This window comes from Nonomuraea sp. KM90 (assembly GCF_052246675.1).
Lineage (GTDB): Bacteria > Actinomycetota > Actinomycetes > Streptosporangiales > Streptosporangiaceae > Nonomuraea.
This window is the reverse complement of sequence record NZ_JBQQCB010000011.1, coordinates 98,407-115,647: the sequence shown is the minus strand read 5'-3', so window position 1 is coordinate 115,647 and position 17,241 is coordinate 98,407. Positions and strand designations below refer to the sequence as shown.

Sequence of the window (17,241 nt, the reverse complement as noted above, 5' to 3'; positions counted from 1 at the left end):
TGCACAGACATCTAACAGTGCGGATTAACCCAGCGAGGGCTCCGGTTCATACCATGGAGGGGCATCCTCGCTGGCGCCCAGCGCCTGTCACACATATACCGACAAAGGAGGGACGGCACTCCCTCGTGCCGAGACTTCGATGGCACCAACCCAGGAACTGGTGACGGCGGCACTGTCCACCGTCATCGACCCCGAGATCCGTCGCCCGATCACGGATCTCGACATGGTCAAGAGCATCGAGATCGCTCCCGACGGGGCGGTGCGCGTTGGCGTCTACCTCACCGTGGCCGGTTGCCCGATGAAAGACACCATCACCCGCGACGTGACGAACGCCGTCTCCAAGGTCGAAGGTGTGACGGGCGTCAAGATCGAACTTGACGTCATGAGCACGGAGCAGCGCAAGACGCTGCAGACCAAGCTGCGGGGCGACCGCGGGCCGGAGAAGGAGATCCCGTTCAACCAGCCGGGCTCGCTGACCCGCGTGTTCGCGGTGGCCAGCGGCAAGGGCGGCGTCGGGAAGTCCTCGGTGACGGTCAACCTCGCCGCCGCCATGGCCTCCAGCGGCCTCAAGGTCGGCATCGTCGACGCCGACATCTACGGTCACAGCATTCCTCGCATGCTGGGCGCCGCCGAGCGGCCCACGAAGGTCGAGGACATGATCATGCCGCCGGTGGCCCACGACATCAAGGTCATCTCGGTCGGGATGTTCAAGCCCGAGGGCAACACGCCGGTGGTGTGGCGCGGTCCGATGCTGGACCGGGCGCTCCACCAGTTCCTCGCCGACGTCTATTGGGGCGACCTCGACATCCTCCTGCTCGACCTGCCTCCGGGCACCGGCGACATCGCCATCTCGGTGGCCCAGCGGCTGCCGTCGGCGGAGATCCTGGTCGTGACGACGCCACAGATGGCCGCCGCCGAGGTGGCCGAGCGGGCCGGCTCGATCGCGGCCCAGACCCACCAGCAGATCGCCGGCGTCATCGAGAACATGGCGTGGCTGCCCTGCCCCCACTGCGACGAGCGCATCGCGGTGTTCGGCGAGGGCGGCGGGCAGACGGTGGCCGACGCGCTGACGCGTACGCTGGGCGCCCGGGTGCCGCTGCTCGGTCAGGTGCCCATCGACCTGCGGCTGCGCGAGGGCGGCGACGAGGGCAAACCGCTGGTGCTGACCGAGCCGGACGCCCCGGCGGCCGCCGAACTGCGCAAGATCGCGGCTGACCTGAGCAAGCGCTCCTCCAGCCTGAAGGGCCTCCAGTTGGGCCTGGCACCGCGCCGCTGAGACCGAACGGGCCCGCTCCCTTTGGGGGCGGGCCCTTTCGCGTTCGTGAGGGGCTTCTCAGGTCGCTTCTGAGTCGTACGGGGGCAATTCCCCATAATTGAGCTCATCGACCGGCTCGGGCACGTAGGGAGCCGTCGTGGCGGGTTCCAGCTCGCGCGACTTGTCGGTGTTGTTCCAGTCGTCCTCGATGTCGTCGAGGAGATGCTTACGCACGAAGTTGCGCGGGTTGAGGTCGGCGGGATCGAAGTTCTGGAACTCCGGCCCCAGACCGGCGCGCAGGTCGTCGCGCGCGTTGTTGGCCATCCGGCGCAGGTTGCGCAGCGTCCTGCCCGCCTGTGAGGCCGCCTGGGGCAGTTTTTCCGGACCGAAGACGAGCAGCGCGATCACGATCAGCGCTCCGATCTCCATCCACCCGAGTCCGAACACCGTGAGCTCCTACCGCAGTCCAACCTCTCCGAGGACAACCCCGGCCTATCCACAGACTAAGGGCTCCTGGGGGTAGGTCGGTCGTCTCCCCTAGGTCATATCACCGGCGGGAACGACCCCCCACCCGCCCCGCTCAGCTCACCCGGCAACGGCCTTCCGCCCGAGAAACGGCCGCGCCGCAGGAGGCGGATGCCTGCTGCGGCGCGGTGGGAAAGCGTGGCGGTGCGGTCAGGACGGCGTGGGCGTCGGCTCCTCGTCGGCGACCACCACCAGCGTGGCGGTACGCTCCTGCCCCGCCCGCTGGTACTTGATGGTGATCTTGGCCCCCGGCGACTTGCTGCGGATCAAGGCGATCAGCTCGTTCCCGTCCTGCAGCGCCAGCCCGTCGATCTCCAGGATCACGTCACCGGCCTTCAGCCCCGCCTTCCCGGCGGGCCCGTTGGCGTCCACCGGCTGCTGCCCCCCGGCGGGCTCCGAGGCGATGCGTACGCCCTGCCCCCGGTAGTCCTTGTCCAGGACGATGCCGATCTTGGGCCGCTTCGCCTTGCCGGTCGTGATCAGCTCCTCGGCCACCCGCCGCGTCTGGTTGACGGGGATCGCGAAGCCCAGGCCGATGCTGCCGCTCTGGCTGCTCATCGAGCGCCCGAGCGTGGCGATCGCCGAGTTCACCCCGACGACCTCGCCCCGGCCGTTCACCAGCGGCCCGCCGGAGTTGCCCGGGTTGATGGCGGCGTCCGTCTGGATGGCGCTGATGTAGGCGGGCTCCTCGGTGCTGGTGCCGGTGTCGTCGCCGGCGATGACCGGGCGGTTGAGCGAGCTGACGATGCCGGTCGTCACCGTGCCGGTCAGGCCCAGCGGGGAGCCGATGGCGATGACGGGGTCGCCGACCACGACCTGGTCGGAGTTGCCGAGGGTGATCTCCGGCGTGCCGAACGTCTCCTCCGGCTTCACCACGGCCAGGTCGGAGCCGGGGTCACGGCCGACGATGCGCGCCGAGGTGGTCTTGCGGTTGTTGAACATGATCCGGATCTCGCCGCCCTTGGCGGCCAGCGAGACCACGTGGTTGTTGGTGACCACGTAGCCGTTCTTGATCAGGAACCCGGAGCCCGACGCGCCCTCGGTGTTGCTGCCGTTGCCCACCTCCAGCGAGACCACGCTGGGCAGCACCCGCGAGGCCACGCCGGCCACCGAGTCGGGTGCCCGGTTGGTGGCGCCGGTCGGGAGCGGGCCGAGGCTGTAGGAGGGGTCGTTGCTGCCCGTCGGCTTCGTCAGCAGGTAGGTGCCGACGCTGCCGAGCAGCGAGGCCACCAGGGCGATGACCACGGCCATGGCGACCAGGAACCCGATGGAGGGCCCGCGCCTCAAAGCGCCCGAGCCCTGCGCGCCCGGAGGCGGCGGCGCCCAGCCCGCGCCCATGGGGAGGGCCTGGCGCGGCGGCGGTGGCGGCGGGGTCCCGCCGCCGTAGGAGGGCGGAGCGCCGAACGACGGCCCGTCGGAGGAGCCGCCGAGCGGCGGTCCCTCATAGGAGCGCGCCCCACCGTCCGGGGCGCCGAAGAACGGGCTGTCGTAGGAACGCGTGCCAGTGTCGGGCGGGCCGAACGACGGGCCGCTGTCGTACGAGCGCGGGCCCGTGTCGGAGGAACCGAACGACGGGCTGTTGTGGGAACGCGACCCCGTGTCGGGCGGGCCGAACGACGGGCCGCTGTCGAAGGAGCGCGGGCCCCCTTCCGGGGGGCCGAACGACGGGCTGTCGTAGGAGCGGGTCCCCGCCTCCGGCGAGCCGAAGGAGGGAGCGCCGTATTGGGGGCCGGTCTGGGCAGGATTGTCCTGGGCTCCGTACGAAGGGCCGCTCGGGGAGTCGTACGAACGCGGCTCGTACGGCGGCGTGCCGAAGACCTCGGGCCGGCCCGAAGGGTCGCCCCACGACGAGCCGAACGAGGCGGGCGGCTCGGGCCGCATGCCGTTCTGGTCGCCGTCCGCGGGCAGGAAGTCCGGCCGCCCCTGTGGCTCGGGGGAGTCCGACGTCGTGCGTCCTTCGGTGGGGCGCGTCTCGTCGGTCATCTAAGTCTCACCACTCCTTGGCTCGGCCACCGCAATCCTCGCTCTTGCGGCATACGAGGGCTATAAAGCTTTATCAGGACTTGTCTGTAACAATTCCCGAACCCAGATCGTATGCCCCGCGCGCCGCCGACTACGCCAACCGAGTGTCTCCGGCATACCGGGGGGTCAAGGCGTGGCGGTCGAAGGCGCGTTCGTAGGCGTAGTACGAGCCGGCTGCTGGAACAGTTCAACCGGTGGGGCCGGATTGTTCTGCCCCACGCCGCTCGCCGCGAAGAAGGTGCCGAGCGCCACGGCCGCGGAGACCATGCCGACCGCGACGTACGTCGTCCGCCGCCTAGCGCCACGACCAGGGCCCGAGGCTCCACCGATGGCGTCCCTGCGCGGGCGGTTGTCCAGCGGAGCGATGCTGTGCGGCCCAGGAATGGGCACTCCCCCGAACGTGCGCGTGGGGAAAGGGCGCTCCCTCGGCGGCAGCGGGCCCCCGGGCTCCGCCATCCGGAGCAGGGACATCGTCAGGTCCGCCGGCATCGCCGGTGTGTCGAGCGAGCGCAGGCGCGACTTCAGCGCCCGCACCGACTCGACCTCGCGCCTGCAGTCAGCGCAGAAAGTCAGATGGGCGAGCGCGCGCTCGCGTTCGGTGTGGTTGAGCTCTCCGTCGACGAGCGCGGAAACACGTTCTCCAAGATGAGCCATATCAGACTTCCTCCCCACGGATCACGGTCGGGGGGAGTTGGGTAGTACGGGGGGCCCGGTGGTCGAGCGCCTCCCGCAACTGCGCCCGGCCACGGTGAATACGGCTTCGGACCGTACCCAGCTTGACGCCGAGCGTGGCCGCGATCTCCTCGTAAGACAGGCCCTCGATGTCACACAGCACGATCGCGGCCCGGAACTCGGGGGCGAGTGCGTCGAGGGCGGCTTGGATGTCGGGCTCCAGGTGGGCGTCGTCGAACGCCTGCGCCGGAGAGGGCTCGCGGCCGCGAAGCCGCTCGGCGGCGTCGTCGGCGAGTCCCTCGAACCTGATGCGCTGCTTGCGCCGCGCCATGTCGAGGAACAGGTTCGTCGTGATCCGGTGCAGCCACCCCTCGAACGTGCCGGGGGTGTAGCTCGACAGCGACCTGAAAACCCGGACGAAGACCTCTTGGGTCAGGTCCTCGGCATCGTGGACATTGCCGGTCAGCCGGTAGGCCAGCCGATACACACGTGCGGAGTGTGTCCGCACCACTTCCTCCCATGTGGGAGGCGTCCAGTCGGACGACATCGGAGTATCGGTCTGGTGGTCGCTTTCGTCCACCAGAACTCCTCTCTCTGGGACCACCGCTACCGCCATAGTGCCTGGTTTCGTCCCTTCGTGCGCACTGCCTGCCTTCCGGACCGGCAAAGCCCGTTTAAACCTGCAACGCCTTAGGTCCCTCCTGAGTTCCCGTCCCGGCGTGTCTCCCCTAGGCTGCGATCGGTGGCAATGGCGTGTATGACGTGTTGCGACTGGTGCGAGCAACCAGAACGAAAGTGTGGGGAGGAGGCCGATGACCACTCCGGTGGAGGCCACTCTGGCCTATGCGGAGCAGTTCCATCACGAGGATGAGATCCTGCACGCGGCGCGGCAGCGCGGGCTGGAGATGGGGGCCACGCCCATCCTTCCCGGCGGCGGCGCGGCGTTGTGCTTCCTCGCCACCGCCGTCAACGCCAAGTCCGTCGTCGAGGTCGGCACGGGCTGCGGGGTCTCGGGGCTGTGGCTGCTGCGCGGCATGCGCGCGGACGGCACGCTGACGAGCGTCGACGTCGAGCCCGAGCACCAGCGGCTGGCCAGACAGGCGTTCGCGGAGGCCGGTTTCTCGGGCGGGCGGGTGCGCCTCATCTCGGGCCGCGCGCTCGACGTGCTGCCGCGGCTGTCGGACGGCGGCTACGACATGGTCTTCGCCGACGGCGCGAAGCAGGAATACGCCGACTACCTCGCCGAGGCAGTCCGCCTGCTGCGCGTGGGCGGCATCGTGGCCTTCGACAACATGTTGTGGCACCACCGCGTGGCCGACCCCACGCAGCGCGACACCGACACGGTGGCGCTGCGCGAGGTGGGCAAGCTGGTGCAGTCGGACGAGCGGCTGCGCTCGGTGCTCATGCCGCTCGGCGACGGCCTGCTGGCCGCGATCAAGGTCTCCGACTAGCGGCGGGGAGCCGGACGCGGGCGCGCCCAGCTCCCAGGGGCTAGCCGCGGGTGAGCCACTCCAGGAGCACGCGTACGCCGAACCCCGTGGCTCCCTTGCTCATCGTGCCCTCCTCCACGGTGCTGCGCCCGACGCCAGCGATGTCGAGGTGCGCCCACGGCCGATCCCCGGCGAACTCCCGCAGGAACAACGCCGCCGTGATCGACCCCGCCCCGAACCTGGACCCGGCCTCGACGTTGGCGAGGTCGGCGATCGACGACTCCAGCGCGGGCGTGTAGTCCTCGATCAGCGGCATCCGCCACAGCCGGTCGTCGGCGCTCTGCCCCGCCTCCACGAGCTGCTTGGCCAGCACGTCGTCGGAGGAGTAGACGGCGCCGACGTTGCGGCCGAGCGCCACCGTGATGGCCCCGGTGAGCGTGGCGATGTCCACGACGGCGTCGGGGCCGAGGACGGCGTCGGCGTAGGCCAGCGCGTCGGCCAGCACGAGCCGCCCCTCGGCGTCGGTGTTGAGCACCTCGACGGTGCGCCCGCCGTAGTGCTTGATGACGTCGCTGGGCCGCTGGGAGGTGCCCGAGGGCATGTTCTCGGCGGCGGCGATCAGCCCGGTGACGCGTACGGGCGCGCCCAGCGCCGCCAGCGCGCCCAGCACGGCGATGACGACCGCGCCGCCGGCCATGTCGGTCTTCTGGGTCTTCATGTTGTCGGTCGGCTTGAGCGACAGCCCGCCCGAGTCGAACGTGATGCCCTTGCCCACCAGCACCACGTGCCGGTCGGCCGGCTCGGCGGGTGTGTAGGAGAGCTGGATGAGCCGCGGCGGGCTGGCCGAGCCCCTGCCGACGGCGAGGATGCCGCCGAACCCGTCGGCCAGCAGCCGCTCCTCGTCCCAGACCTCCACCGGCAGGCCGACCTCGGCCGCGCGCTCGGCGAGCCAGGCCGGGTCCTTGACGGAGGACGGCGTGTTGGCCAGGTCACGGGCGAGCGCCACCGCGTGCGCGACGGTCTCCGCCCGCCGCACCTGCCCCTCGTCCGCCCCGGCGAACGCCAGCGCCCGCACGGCCTTCTTGCCGGCCTCGCCGATCCGGAACGTGTACGCGGCCAGCAGGGCGGCCTCCGCGAACGCGGTGACGTCGCCCTCGGGCACCGCCACGGTCAGCGTGTCCCGGCCCTTGGCCCGTCGGGTCAGCGCGGCGGCGGCCCTGCGCAGGGCACGCGGCGAGCCGTCGCCCACCCCGTACAGCAGGACCCGCCCGATGCCGCCGCCCCGCGCCACCGGGACCTCGACGATCTCTCCCGCCTCCCCCTTGGCCTCGTAGTGCGCGAGCAGGTCGGACACCGGCAGGTGCAGATCGACCGCGGGGCTGAGGTCGGAGGCGTAGGGTACGGCCAGCAGCTCGGCGTCGTCGGGAACCTCGGCGACCACCGACGCAGTGGTCTCAATGGGCACGGAACATCTCCTCAAACGTCAGCGACCCTGGCGCCGTGGTTACGCCAGGGTCGTGGATCAAGTTGTCTCGGGAGCTCTCAGCCGACGACGTTCTTCAACGCCTCGCCGAGCGCCTTTGCCTCGTCGGCGGAGATCTCCACGACGAGCCGGCCGCCACCCTCCAGGGGGACCCGCATGACAATGCCGCGCCCTTCCTTGGTGACCTCGAGCGGACCATCGCCGGTCCGCGGCTTCATCGCCGCCATGCGTGCATCCCTTCCTGCCTTGGGCTCCCGCGGCCCGCGATTTCCGACCTCCCGTGGGGGGTGGTCGGCGCATTCACGTCTTCTGTGATGTCCTATTCTCCCGCATCGAGAGCCCTCATGGGTAACGATCTCCTCCCAGAATGCGTTGTCGAGGCGTGCGATGACGTCCAAACTGGACTTCGTGCACGCTCGCGCCGCTCTGTTCGATCTCTATGGAGACCACCTGCGTTCGCGCGGTGGACAGGCGTCCGTCGCCTCTCTCGTACGCCTGATGAAGCCCCTCGAAATCGCCGCTCCGGCCGTCAGGACAGCGGTTTCACGCATGGTGCGGCAGGGGTGGTTGCGACCCGTGAGACTCCCTCAGGGAGCGGGTTACGGGCTGACGCCGAAATGCGTCAGGCGGCTGGATGAGGCCGCGCTGAGAATTTACCGAGCCGGAACGCTGACCTGGCACGGCCGCTGGCACGTGATCGTCTTCGAGCCGGTCAAGGAGCGGCCGCGCAGGGAGCGGCTCAGAGCCGATCTGACATTTCTCGGCTACGCGTCGTTGTCCGAAAGCACCTGGATCGGTCCACGCTCCTCGATCGAGCTGGACAACCTGCTGGAGAGCGAGGGCGTGCGGGCCGACAGGTTCGACGCGGCGCTGGAGGGCGACCCGCGCGAGCTGGTCGCCAGGGCATGGGATCTGACCGCCATCGGCGAGGCGTACGAGCACTGGCACGCCGAGGCTGTCACGCTGATCAGCACGCTGCCCGAGACGGCCCCGGCCGACCAGGTGTTCGCCACGCGGAGCCGGCTGGTGCACGGCTGGCGCAACTTCCTGTTCCGCGACCCCGGCCTGCCGCCCGAGCTGCTGCCCGCGGGCTGGCCGGGCGAGAAGGCCAGGGCCTACTTCGAGCAGGAGGCAGCCCGGCTGCTGCCCGCAGCCGCCGCGTTCGTCGACAGGGAGTTGATTTGATCCGCTATGACGTGGCCGACGCCGTCGCCACCATCACCCTCGACCGCCCCGACGCGATGAATTCGCTGACCGCCGAGACCAAGGAGGCCCTCTACGCCGCGCTGCGCCGGGCCGCGGCCGACCGCTCGGTCAGGGCCGTCCTGCTCACCGGCTCGGGCCGGGCCTTCTGCGCGGGCCAGGACCTGCGCGAGCACGCCGCGAACCTGGAGGCGGGCCGCGGCCTGGCCAACACCGTGCGCCAGCACTACAACCCGATCGTGGAGCTGATCAGCACCATGGCCAAGCCGGTGGTGGCCGCGGTCAACGGCGTGGCCGCGGGCGCGGGCGCGTCCCTGGCCTTCGCCTGCGACCTGCGGGTGGCCTCGGAGAAGGCCAAGTTCGCGCTGGCGTTCGCCGGCATCGGCCTGTCGCCCGACTCGGGCGCGTCGTGGACGCTGCAGCGCCTGGTGGGGCACGGCCGCGCCGCCGAGCTGATGCTGCTCGGCGAGCCGCTCGACGCGGCCCGCGCCCTGGAGCTGGGCCTGGTCACGCGCGTGGTGCCCGCCGACGACCTGCTGAAGACCGCCCACGACCTCGCCGTACGTCTCGCGCAGGGCCCGACCCTGGCCTACGCGGCCACCAAGCGGGCCCTGGCCTACGCCGCGACGCACGCGCTGCCCGACGCGCTGGCCCTCGAAGCCGACCTACAAGATGAATGCGTCGCGACCCATGACCACCAGAACGCCACCCGAGCGTTCCTGGCGAAAGAACTGCCAACCTTCGACGCTGAGTAACTGATCCATCACATCCGTATGGGTAAAGCTAGCGCCATGCGCCCATCCGACGCCCCGCGCCCGCCCGCCCCGCACGACTTCGAGGCTCTCCGCGCGACCGCCGTGACCCTGCTCACCGGAGGTGAGTTCGACGCCTCCGACCCGGTCTACGTCCGGCCGCTGGCCGCGCTGGGCGGACGGGCCGCGGAGTGGCTGGCCCAGATGGTGCCCGGCCTGATCTGGCCGGATCTGCCGCTCGAAGGGCGGCCGGGCAACGTCACCGGCAGTTACGGCCGCCTGCGCCTGATCGCCACCGCCTGGGCCACGGGCGGCACGGCCCAGCACGGCGACGACGCCGTGGTGGCGAAGGTGGTCGAGGCGCTCGACGTGCTCCACGAGCGCCACTACAACGCGGCGCTCCCCGAGACCGGCAACTGGTGGTTCTGGGAGATCGGCACGCCCGCCGAGCTGGCCCGCACGTGCGTCCTGCTCGGCGACCGGCTCGACGAGGGCAGGCTGGAGGCGTACCTGGGGGCGATCGACCGGTTCTGCCCCGACGCCGACCGCCGCGCCGGCTGGCCCGACGCCAGCGAGAGCGGCGCCAACCGGGCCGACAAGGCGGCCATCGTCGCCTTCCGCGGCGTGGCCGGGCGCAGCGCGGGCAAGCTGGCCCTGGCCCGCGACGGGCTGTCCGACGTGCGGGACGGCGGGCGGCACAGCGTGTTCGGGTACGCCGACTCCGGCGACGGCTTCTACCGCGACGGCTCGTTCATCCAGCACGGCGACCTCGCCTACACCGGCTCCTACGGGCTGTCCCTGCTCATCGCGGTCGCCGAGACCCTGGCGCTGCTGGACGGCTCGCCGTGGGAGGTGGACGATCCCGGGCGGCGGGTGGTGCTGGACGCGGTCGAGCGCTCCTTCGCGCCGTTCGTCCACGACGGGCTGCTCATGGACACCGTCAGGGGCCGGGCCGCCACCCGGCAGGCGTTCTCCGACAGCGTGGCCGGTCACGGCCTGATCGGGGCCGTGCTGCTGCTGGCGCAGAGCTCGCCGGAGCCGTACCGGAGCCGGTTCAGGGAGCTGGCCAAGTGCTGGATCGAGCGCGGCAGGGCCCGGCCCTACCTCGACCACGCGAACGTGCCGGAGACCCGGCGGGCGGTCGCGGTGCTGGACGACAAGACCCTGGAGGCCGCGCCCGGGCCCGTCGGGCACTTCGTGTTCCCCTGCATGGACCGGGTGGTGCACCGGCGGCCGGGCTGGTCCCTGGCCATCAGCCTGTCCTCGCAGCGGATCGCCGCCTACGAGGCGATCAACGGGGAGAACCTGCACGGCTGGTACACCGGCGACGGCATGACCTGTCTCTACGGCTCCGACCTGGGCCACTACGGGCAGGACTTCTGGCCGACGGTGGACCCGTACCGGCTGCCGGGGACCACGGTGGACACGCGCCGGCGCGAGGACCTCAGCTTCCGCGCCTACCGGCCGGCCAACGCGTGGGCGGGCGGCGTGGCGCTGGAGGGCCGGTACGGCGTCGCCGCCATGGAGCTCGTCGGCGACGGCGTCAGCCTGCGGGCCCGCAAGTCGTGGTTCTGCCTGGACTCGGCCGTGGTGGCGCTGGGCAGCGGCATCACCGGCTCCGACGGGCGCACGATCGAGACCGTGGTGGACAACCGGGCCACACCCGCGCGGCCGTACATGGGGGACGGGTGGGCGCACCTGCCGGGGGTGGGCGGTTACGTGTTCGACGGGGCCAGGATGCTCGTGGAGACGCGTACGGGCCGGTGGCGCGACATCAACGCGGGCGACGACACCGCGGGCGCCTTCGACCCCGTCACGCGGCCCTACGTGACGTTCTGGTTCGACCACGGCGTGGATCCCGTGGACGCCGGCTACAGCTACGTGCTGCTGCCGAACGCGACGCGGGAGCGGACGCGGTCGTTCCGGGGCAGCCGTCCGGTGCGGGTGCTGTCCAACACGGACCGGCTGCAGGCCGTGGAGACGCGCGGGCTGTTCGGGGCCACGTTCTGGGCGGCGGGCGGCATCGGGCTCGTCGAGGTGGACGCGCCGTGCATGGTGCTGCTGCGCCGGGCCCGCGAACGGCTCATCCTGGCCGTGGCCGACCCGAGCAGGACGGTGGACGTCGTGACGATCACGCTCGGCCGCGGCGCGCGCTGGGTGGCGCGGGCCGACGACACGGTGTCGGTGCGGACGGGGAAGGTGCCGGTCGTCACGGTCAAGCTCGGCGGGTCGCTGGGGCGCAGCCACAGCGTGGAGCTCACCTCGTTCGTGCCAGGCAACCCTCGATATGGTCGTTGACCAGGCCGATCGCCTGCATGAGCGCGTAGGCCGTGGTCGGGCCGACGAACTTGAAGCCGTGCTTCTTCAGCTCCTTGGCCAGCGCCTTCGAGCCGGGGGTGACGGCGGGCACGTCGGCCATCGTCTTCGGCACCGGCGCGTCGGGGTCGGCGTGTCGCCACACCAGGTCGGACAGGCCGCCGGGCAGGTCGAGCGCGGCCCGGGCGTTGGCCACGGCCGCCTCGATCTTGGCGCGGTTGCGGACGATCCCGGCGTCGCCGAGCAGGCGCTCCACGTCGTGCTCGGTGTACGCGGCGACCTTGGGGATCGAGAAGCCGTCGAAGGCGGCGCGGAAGTTCTCCCGCTTGCGCAGGATCGTCAGCCACGACAGGCCCGACTGGAACGCCTCCAGCGACACGCGCTCGAAGACCTCGTCGTCACCCCTGAGCGGGCGGCCCCACTCATCGTCGTGGTAGGCGATGTACATCGGGTCGGCCATGCCCGCCCAGGCGCAGCGGATCACCGGCTCGGTCACGCGCGATCGTCCCCGTCCTTGCCGAGGCTGGCGCGTACGGGCTCTTCCCCGGCCTCGCCGGCGGCCTTCCCTTCCCCGTCCCCGTCCTGCGAGAGCTCGGCGGTCTCCGAGGTCTCGGCGGGCTGCTCGGCGTCGGGCTGGGGCACGCGCCACTCCGGCTCCTCCGGCGGGTGCTTCATCTCCGCGCCGCCGTCCCAGGACACCGAGGCCCCGCTGGCGGACACGGGGTCGCCTGACTCCGGCAGCTCGCGGGACTCGGCCGGCGCCTCGGGCTCGTGCTCGGTGCGCGGCCCGGCCCCGGGCGCGGCGTAGATCTCCTGGCGCGCGTGCAGCCGGCTCGACAGCAGCTCGGAGACGCGCTGCTCCAGCACCGCGATCCGGGTGTCGCGCGCGCTGATGGCGCCCGCGGCCCGGCGCAGGGTCTCGTCGACGCTCTGCGTGTGGTAGCCGACCAGGTTGACCGGCAGTTGGAGCGCCATGAAGTCGACCGCCGTGAGCTGCCCGGCCTCGGGCAGGTCGAGCGGCGGCACGTCGGGCGGGAACTCGGTCAGCTCACCGCCCCTGCCCAGGGAGACCAGGACCACGCAGGCCAGGATGGCGAGGGCGGCGATGGCGAGTATGACCAGCACATTGGCATCGTACTCACATGGCGGACCGCGATGAGCGGTCCACCACAAGTAGCGCATTCCGCGCGTACCCTCTCCGGGCGCGGCCGCGGCGCAGGTCAGCCGGTGGCCTCGCCCAGCTCGGCGACGCTGGGACGCACCGGCTGCGCCCGCGATTCGAGGTGGGCGAACGCCTCATCGACGGTCGAGGTCCAGGAGATCGCGTCGAAGACGTCGGGGCGGGTGAAGCCCTCGTCGTACATGCCCGTGACCAGCTTCCTGAGCGGCTCGTACAGGCCCCAGGGGTCCAGCAGCACCAAGGGGCGGTCGTGGATGCCGAGCACCCGCGCCGTCCAGATCTCGAACAGCTCCTCCAGCGTCCCGATGCCGCCCGGCAGCACCAGGAAGGCGTCAGAGCGGGCGTCCATGATCCCCTTGCGCTCGCGCATGTCGGCCGTGACGACGAGCTCGTCGGACTCCTCGTCGGCCACTTCCATGTCCACCAGGACCTGGGGGATCACGCCGACCGTGTGACCGCCGGCGGCGCGGGCGGCCGAGGTGACGGCGCCCATGCACGAGACCGAGCCGCCGCCGCTCACCAGGGTGTGGCCCCGCTTGGCGAGCTCGGTGCCGACGCTCGCGGCCAGCTCGATGTATTTCCGGTCGATGGTGAGGCTCGAGGCGCAGAACACGCAGATATTCACGTCGGCAAAGCCTATTGGGGCTCCGCCGTCTGGACGGCGGTGGCCTCCTGCTCCTCCTCGCGCTGCCTGGAGCGGGCCAGGTCGGAGTCGACGATGATGCGTACGGCCTCGTCGGCGTCGTCGGTGACGGTGATCAGGTCGAGGTCCTGCGGGGCGATCTTCCCGGTGCTCAGCAGCGTGCCCTTGATCCAGTCGAGCAGCCCGCCCCAGAACTCCGTGCCCATCAGCACCACGGGGAAGGAGGTGACCTTGTGGGTCTGCACCAGCGTGAGCGCCTCGAACAGCTCGTCGAGCGTGCCGAAGCCGCCGGGCAGGGCGATGAAGCCGCAGGAGTATTTGACGAACATCGTCTTGCGCACGAAGAAGTAGCGGAACTCGATGCCGAGGTCGACGTAGTCGTTCATGCGCTGCTCGAAGGGCAGCTCGATGCCGAGCCCGACCGACACCGCGCCCTCGACCTCGCTCGCGCCCCGGTTGGCCGACTCCATGACGCCGGGCCCGCCGCCCGTGATCACGGCGTAGCCGGCCTCGGCCAGGCGCCGGCCGAGGCCGCGGCCCATCTCGTACTCGGCGGAGTCGGACGGGGTGCGGGCCGAGCCGAAGACGGTGACCGCCGGGGGCAGCTCGGCGAGCTGGCCGAAGCCCTCCACGAACTCCGCCTGGATGCGCAGCACCCGCCACGGGTCCATGTGCACCCAGTCGGAGGGACCCTGGCGGGCCAGCAGGCGCTGGTCGTGGGTGGAGGTGGGGACGAGGCTGCCACGCACGACTGCCTGACCCTGGCGGCGTTCCCGGCGTATCTGGTTCATGCGGATCACGCTAGCCTCTCTCGCACATGGCCGGTCCCCCGGCCCGGTCGAGCTCCTAGACTGCCCGGGGCGAGCGAAATCGCTGGTTACCCAGGCAGAACAGGGATCTAAAAAATCTTGAAAGAACCGTGGAACCGAATTTCGACTCCCCCGCGTCTAATCGGCGAGGGTGCTGCTCGGGACTGAAAGTGGTCTTCCCCGCCAAATGGCCGGCGAGGAAGGCCACTTTCATATTGTGAGCCAGTCCAGCATCGCCCGCTCGCTCTCCACGATCTTCGGCAGCGACACGTACTCGCCCTGCTGGTGCGCGAGATTCGGATCGCCGGGACCGTAGTTGACGGCGGGGACCCCCAGCGCGGAGAAGCGGGCGACGTCCGTCCAGCCCAGCTTGGCGCGCGGTGTGCCGCCGACCGCGGCGGTGAAGGCCGCCGCCACCGGATGCGTCAGCCCCGGCCGGGCCGCGGGCGCGGCGTCCACGAGGCTCACGGCGAACCCGTCGAACACCTCGCGTACGTGCTCCTCCGCCTCCTCGATCGACTGGTCGGGCGCGAAGCGGTAGTTGACGCTCACCACGCAGAGATCGGGGATGACGTTGCCCGCCACCCCGCCCCGCACGCCGACGGCGTTCAGCCCCTCGTGGTATTCGAGCCCGTCGACCACCGGCCGGCGCGGCTCGTAGGCGTTCAGCCGGGCCAGCACAGGCTCGATCCCGTGGATGGCGTTGACCCCGAACCACGACCTGGCGCTGTGGGCGCGCTTGCCGGTCACGGTGACCTCGGCCCGCAGCGTGCCCTGGCAGCCGCCCTCGATCACGCCGTCGGTGGGCTCCATCAGCACCGCGAAGTCGGCCGCCAGCCAGCCGGCGTGGTCCCTGGCGATCCGGGTGAGGCCGTTGCGCTCGGCCTCGACCTCCTCGCAGTCGTAGAAGACGTACGTGACGTCCCTGTTGGGCGCGGGCACCGTGGCCGCCAGCCTGAGCGCGACCGCCACGCCGGCCTTCATGTCGGAGGTGCCGCAGCCGTACAGCAGGTCGCCCTCCACCCGGCTGGGCAGGTTGCCGGCGACGGGGACGGTGTCGAGGTGCCCGGCGATCAGCACGCGCTCGGAGTGCCCCTGCTCGGTGCGGGCGACGACCGTCTCCCCCGATCTGGTCACCTTCAGGTGCGGCAGCGCCGCCAGCGCCCGCTCGACCTCGTCGGCCAGCGCCTTCTCGCCCCCGCTCACCGACTCGATGTCCACGATGGCGGCGGTCAGGTCGCGTACGTCCTGGGTCAGGTCAAGCATCAGGTGTTCACTCCGTGTTCGCGCAGCACCTCGTTGAGTGCCGCCTTGTCATGCCGCCGCCCCGGCTCCAGGCGCTTGATCACCAGCACGCACGGGAGGCCGAACGTGCCGCCGGGGAACTCCTTCTGCCGCGTGCCGCTCACCGCCACGCTCCACGCGGGCACCTGGCCGCGGGCCAGCTCCTCGCCTGTCTCGGCGTCGATCACCGGGATCGAGGCGGACAGGATCGTGCCGGCCCCGACGACCGCTCCCTGGCCGACCCGGGCACCCTCGACGATCATCGCCCGGCTGCCGATCAGCACGTCGTCCTCGACGACGACCGGCACGGCGTTGGGCGGCTCCAGCACGCCGCCGATCCCCACGCCGCCCGACAGGTGCACGTTCTTGCCGATCTGGGCGCAGGATCCGACCGTGGCCCAGGTGTCGACCATCGTGCCGGAGTCCACGTACGCGCCGATGTTCGTGAACGACGGCATCAGCACCACCCCCGGCGCCAGGTACGAGCCCCAGCGCGCGATCGCCCCCGGCACCACCCGCACGCCGTCGAAGGTGCTCTTCAGCGGGTGCCTGTCGTGGTGGTGGAAGTCGCCCACCTGGGAGCGGCCCATGCCGAGCACCCGGAAGCTGAGGAGGATGGCCCGCTTGGCCCGCTCGTCCACGACGACCTCGCCGCCCACCAGCCGGGCGGCCCTGGCCTCGCCCTTGTCGAGCAGGTCCACCGCGCCGGCCACCAGATGGCGGGCCTCGACGTCGGCCGGTGACAGCTCCGCGCGGCGCTCCCACAACTCGTCCACCACGGAGGGTATCGGTGACGAGGTGCTCACGTGACTCATGGCCACGGAGCTTATCCGGCCGGGTAGGTTTTTCAGGGTGCACCTGCGCTTCTCCCGTGGAGTCATCACCATCGCGATCATCGTCGTCGTGCTGGCCGTCGGCGTCTCCGTGGGCCTCTACCAGCTGCTGAAAAGGACGCCGCTGCGTGTTCCCGAGGCCTACTGCAGCGTGACGACCCCCGACGGTGTGCTGTCCCTGTTCCCGCATCAGGCGCAGATCGCGGCCACCATCGCGGCCGTCGCGGCGCGGCGCAAGCTGCCGGAGCGGGCCGTGGTGATCGCGTACGCGACGGCGATGCAGGAGTCGAAGCTGGAGAACGTCGGCTACGGCGACCGCGACTCGGTCGGGGTCTTCCAGCAGCGGGAGTCGCAGGGCTGGGGCACCAAGAAGCAGCTCATGGACCCGGTCTACGCCACGAACAAGTTCTTCGCCGCGCTGGTCAAGGTCAAGAACTACCGGAAGATCCCGCTGGCCGAGGCGGCGCAGGCGGTCCAGCGGTCGGCGGGCGGCTACGCGTACGCGCCGCACGAGTCGGACGCGAAACTCCTGGCGGCCGCCTTCACCGGGCGGGTGCCGCAGTCCGTGCACTGCTTCTATCCCTCGGACAAGACCCCCGCGCCGCAGCCGCGGACCGCCGAGGCGCGCAAGCAGCTCGCCAGGGCGCTGGGGAGCACGGCGATCACCACGACGAAGCGCGGGTGGCTGGTGGCGGCCTGGTGGGTGGCGCACGCGGAGAAATACGCGCTCAGCCGGGTCCAGTACAGCGGGGCGACCTGGTCCAACAACGTCGAGCTCGAAGGTTGGCAGAAGGGTGGCCAGGCCGGCAACCGCCAGGTGGAGCTGGCCTGACG

General features: G+C 71.1%; 18 protein-coding genes. 6 read left to right on the top strand and 12 right to left on the bottom strand.

Annotated features, from left to right (window positions below; all coding sequences use genetic code 11):
• The first annotated feature begins 139 nt into the window (after window positions 1-139).
• A complete protein-coding gene (locus tag ACTWPW_RS15315) occupies window positions 140-1,276 on the top strand; it encodes an Mrp/NBP35 family ATP-binding protein (RefSeq protein ID WP_364118709.1) in 1,137 nt (378 codons plus the stop codon).
• A gap of 57 nt (window positions 1,277-1,333) precedes the next feature.
• On the opposite strand, the gene ACTWPW_RS15310 is transcribed toward ACTWPW_RS15315, so the two are convergent.
• The 4 genes from ACTWPW_RS15310 to sigE form a co-directional block, all read right to left on the bottom strand.
• Window positions 1,334-1,702 (bottom strand): sec-independent translocase, encoded by a 369-nt coding sequence (locus ACTWPW_RS15310; protein WP_364118711.1) that lies wholly within the window; start codon window positions 1,700-1,702, stop codon window positions 1,334-1,336.
• A 228-nt stretch (window positions 1,703-1,930) separates the two neighbouring features.
• Window positions 1,931-3,763, bottom strand: a complete 1,833-nt coding sequence (locus tag ACTWPW_RS15305; RefSeq protein ID WP_375113431.1) for a S1C family serine protease — start codon at window positions 3,761-3,763, stop codon at window positions 1,931-1,933.
• Between the two features lie 165 nt (window positions 3,764-3,928).
• Window positions 3,929-4,456 (bottom strand): anti-sigma factor family protein, encoded by a 528-nt coding sequence (locus ACTWPW_RS15300; RefSeq protein ID WP_375113430.1) that lies wholly within the window; start codon window positions 4,454-4,456, stop codon window positions 3,929-3,931.
• Between the two features lies 1 nt (window position 4,457).
• The gene (gene sigE / locus ACTWPW_RS15295) at window positions 4,458-5,090 is read right to left on the bottom strand and encodes an RNA polymerase sigma factor SigE (RefSeq protein WP_364118717.1); all 633 of its coding nucleotides are present in this window, start codon (window positions 5,088-5,090) and stop codon (window positions 4,458-4,460) included.
• 196 nt (window positions 5,091-5,286) lie between these two features.
• Between sigE and ACTWPW_RS15290 the strand changes: the two genes are divergently transcribed.
• Window positions 5,287-5,925, top strand: a complete 639-nt coding sequence (locus tag ACTWPW_RS15290) for an O-methyltransferase (protein WP_375113429.1) — start codon at window positions 5,287-5,289, stop codon at window positions 5,923-5,925.
• A gap of 40 nt (window positions 5,926-5,965) precedes the next feature.
• Here the strand turns inward: ACTWPW_RS15290 and ACTWPW_RS15285 are convergent, their stop codons facing one another.
• Window positions 5,966-7,369, bottom strand: a complete 1,404-nt coding sequence (locus ACTWPW_RS15285; RefSeq protein ID WP_443169071.1) for a leucyl aminopeptidase — start codon at window positions 7,367-7,369, stop codon at window positions 5,966-5,968.
• Between the two features lie 77 nt (window positions 7,370-7,446).
• On the bottom strand, window positions 7,447-7,614 hold the full coding sequence (locus ACTWPW_RS15280; RefSeq protein ID WP_020545024.1) for a DUF3117 domain-containing protein: 168 nt from the start codon (window positions 7,612-7,614) through the stop codon (window positions 7,447-7,449).
• A gap of 160 nt (window positions 7,615-7,774) precedes the next feature.
• On the opposite strand from ACTWPW_RS15280, the gene ACTWPW_RS15275 reads away from it, so the two are divergent.
• Genes ACTWPW_RS15275 through ACTWPW_RS15265 form a run of 3 tightly spaced genes read left to right on the top strand, consistent with a single transcriptional unit; the run spans window position 7,775 to window position 11,640 of the window.
• Entirely contained in the window at window positions 7,775-8,572 is a 798-nt protein-coding gene (locus ACTWPW_RS15275; protein WP_375113427.1) for a PaaX family transcriptional regulator, read from the top strand.
• On the top strand, window positions 8,569-9,345 hold the full coding sequence (locus ACTWPW_RS15270) for an enoyl-CoA hydratase-related protein (RefSeq protein ID WP_375113426.1): 777 nt from the start codon (window positions 8,569-8,571) through the stop codon (window positions 9,343-9,345). Before ACTWPW_RS15275 ends, ACTWPW_RS15270 begins: the two co-directional genes overlap by 4 nt.
• Before the next feature lie 36 nt (window positions 9,346-9,381).
• The gene (locus ACTWPW_RS15265) at window positions 9,382-11,640 is read left to right on the top strand and encodes a polysaccharide lyase 8 family protein (RefSeq protein WP_443169070.1); all 2,259 of its coding nucleotides are present in this window, start codon (window positions 9,382-9,384) and stop codon (window positions 11,638-11,640) included.
• On the opposite strand, the gene ACTWPW_RS15260 is transcribed toward ACTWPW_RS15265, so the two are convergent.
• The 6 genes from ACTWPW_RS15260 to ACTWPW_RS15235 all read right to left on the bottom strand — a co-directional run bounded on the left by ACTWPW_RS15260 (window position 11,600) and on the right by ACTWPW_RS15235 (window position 16,389).
• Window positions 11,600-12,154, bottom strand: coding sequence for a DNA-3-methyladenine glycosylase I (locus ACTWPW_RS15260; protein WP_443169069.1), 555 nt, complete (start codon window positions 12,152-12,154; stop codon window positions 11,600-11,602). The genes ACTWPW_RS15265 and ACTWPW_RS15260 overlap by 41 nt on opposite strands.
• Window positions 12,151-12,783, bottom strand: coding sequence for a hypothetical protein (locus ACTWPW_RS15255; protein WP_375113423.1), 633 nt, complete (start codon window positions 12,781-12,783; stop codon window positions 12,151-12,153). The genes ACTWPW_RS15260 and ACTWPW_RS15255 overlap by 4 nt, the downstream gene beginning before the upstream one ends.
• Before the next feature lie 95 nt (window positions 12,784-12,878).
• Window positions 12,879-13,463 (bottom strand): LOG family protein, encoded by a 585-nt coding sequence (locus tag ACTWPW_RS15250; RefSeq protein ID WP_375113422.1) that lies wholly within the window; start codon window positions 13,461-13,463, stop codon window positions 12,879-12,881.
• A gap of 11 nt (window positions 13,464-13,474) precedes the next feature.
• A complete protein-coding gene (locus ACTWPW_RS15245; RefSeq protein WP_364118730.1) occupies window positions 13,475-14,272 on the bottom strand; it encodes an LOG family protein in 798 nt (265 codons plus the stop codon).
• A 228-nt stretch (window positions 14,273-14,500) separates the two neighbouring features.
• Window positions 14,501-15,556 carry a succinyl-diaminopimelate desuccinylase gene (gene dapE / locus ACTWPW_RS15240; protein WP_443169068.1) on the bottom strand — a complete coding sequence of 352 codons (1,056 nt, stop codon included), beginning with the start codon at window positions 15,554-15,556 and terminating at the stop codon, window positions 14,501-14,503.
• On the bottom strand, window positions 15,556-16,389 hold the full coding sequence (locus tag ACTWPW_RS15235) for a 2,3,4,5-tetrahydropyridine-2,6-dicarboxylate N-succinyltransferase (RefSeq protein WP_443169067.1): 834 nt from the start codon (window positions 16,387-16,389) through the stop codon (window positions 15,556-15,558). Before ACTWPW_RS15235 ends, dapE begins: the two co-directional genes overlap by 1 nt.
• On the opposite strand from ACTWPW_RS15235, the gene ACTWPW_RS15230 reads away from it, so the two are divergent.
• Window positions 16,388-17,239, top strand: a complete 852-nt coding sequence (locus tag ACTWPW_RS15230; protein ID WP_443169066.1) for a hypothetical protein — start codon at window positions 16,388-16,390, stop codon at window positions 17,237-17,239. The two genes, ACTWPW_RS15235 and ACTWPW_RS15230, sit on opposite strands and share 2 nt — an antisense overlap.
• The last annotated feature ends 2 nt before the right edge of the window (window positions 17,240-17,241 follow it).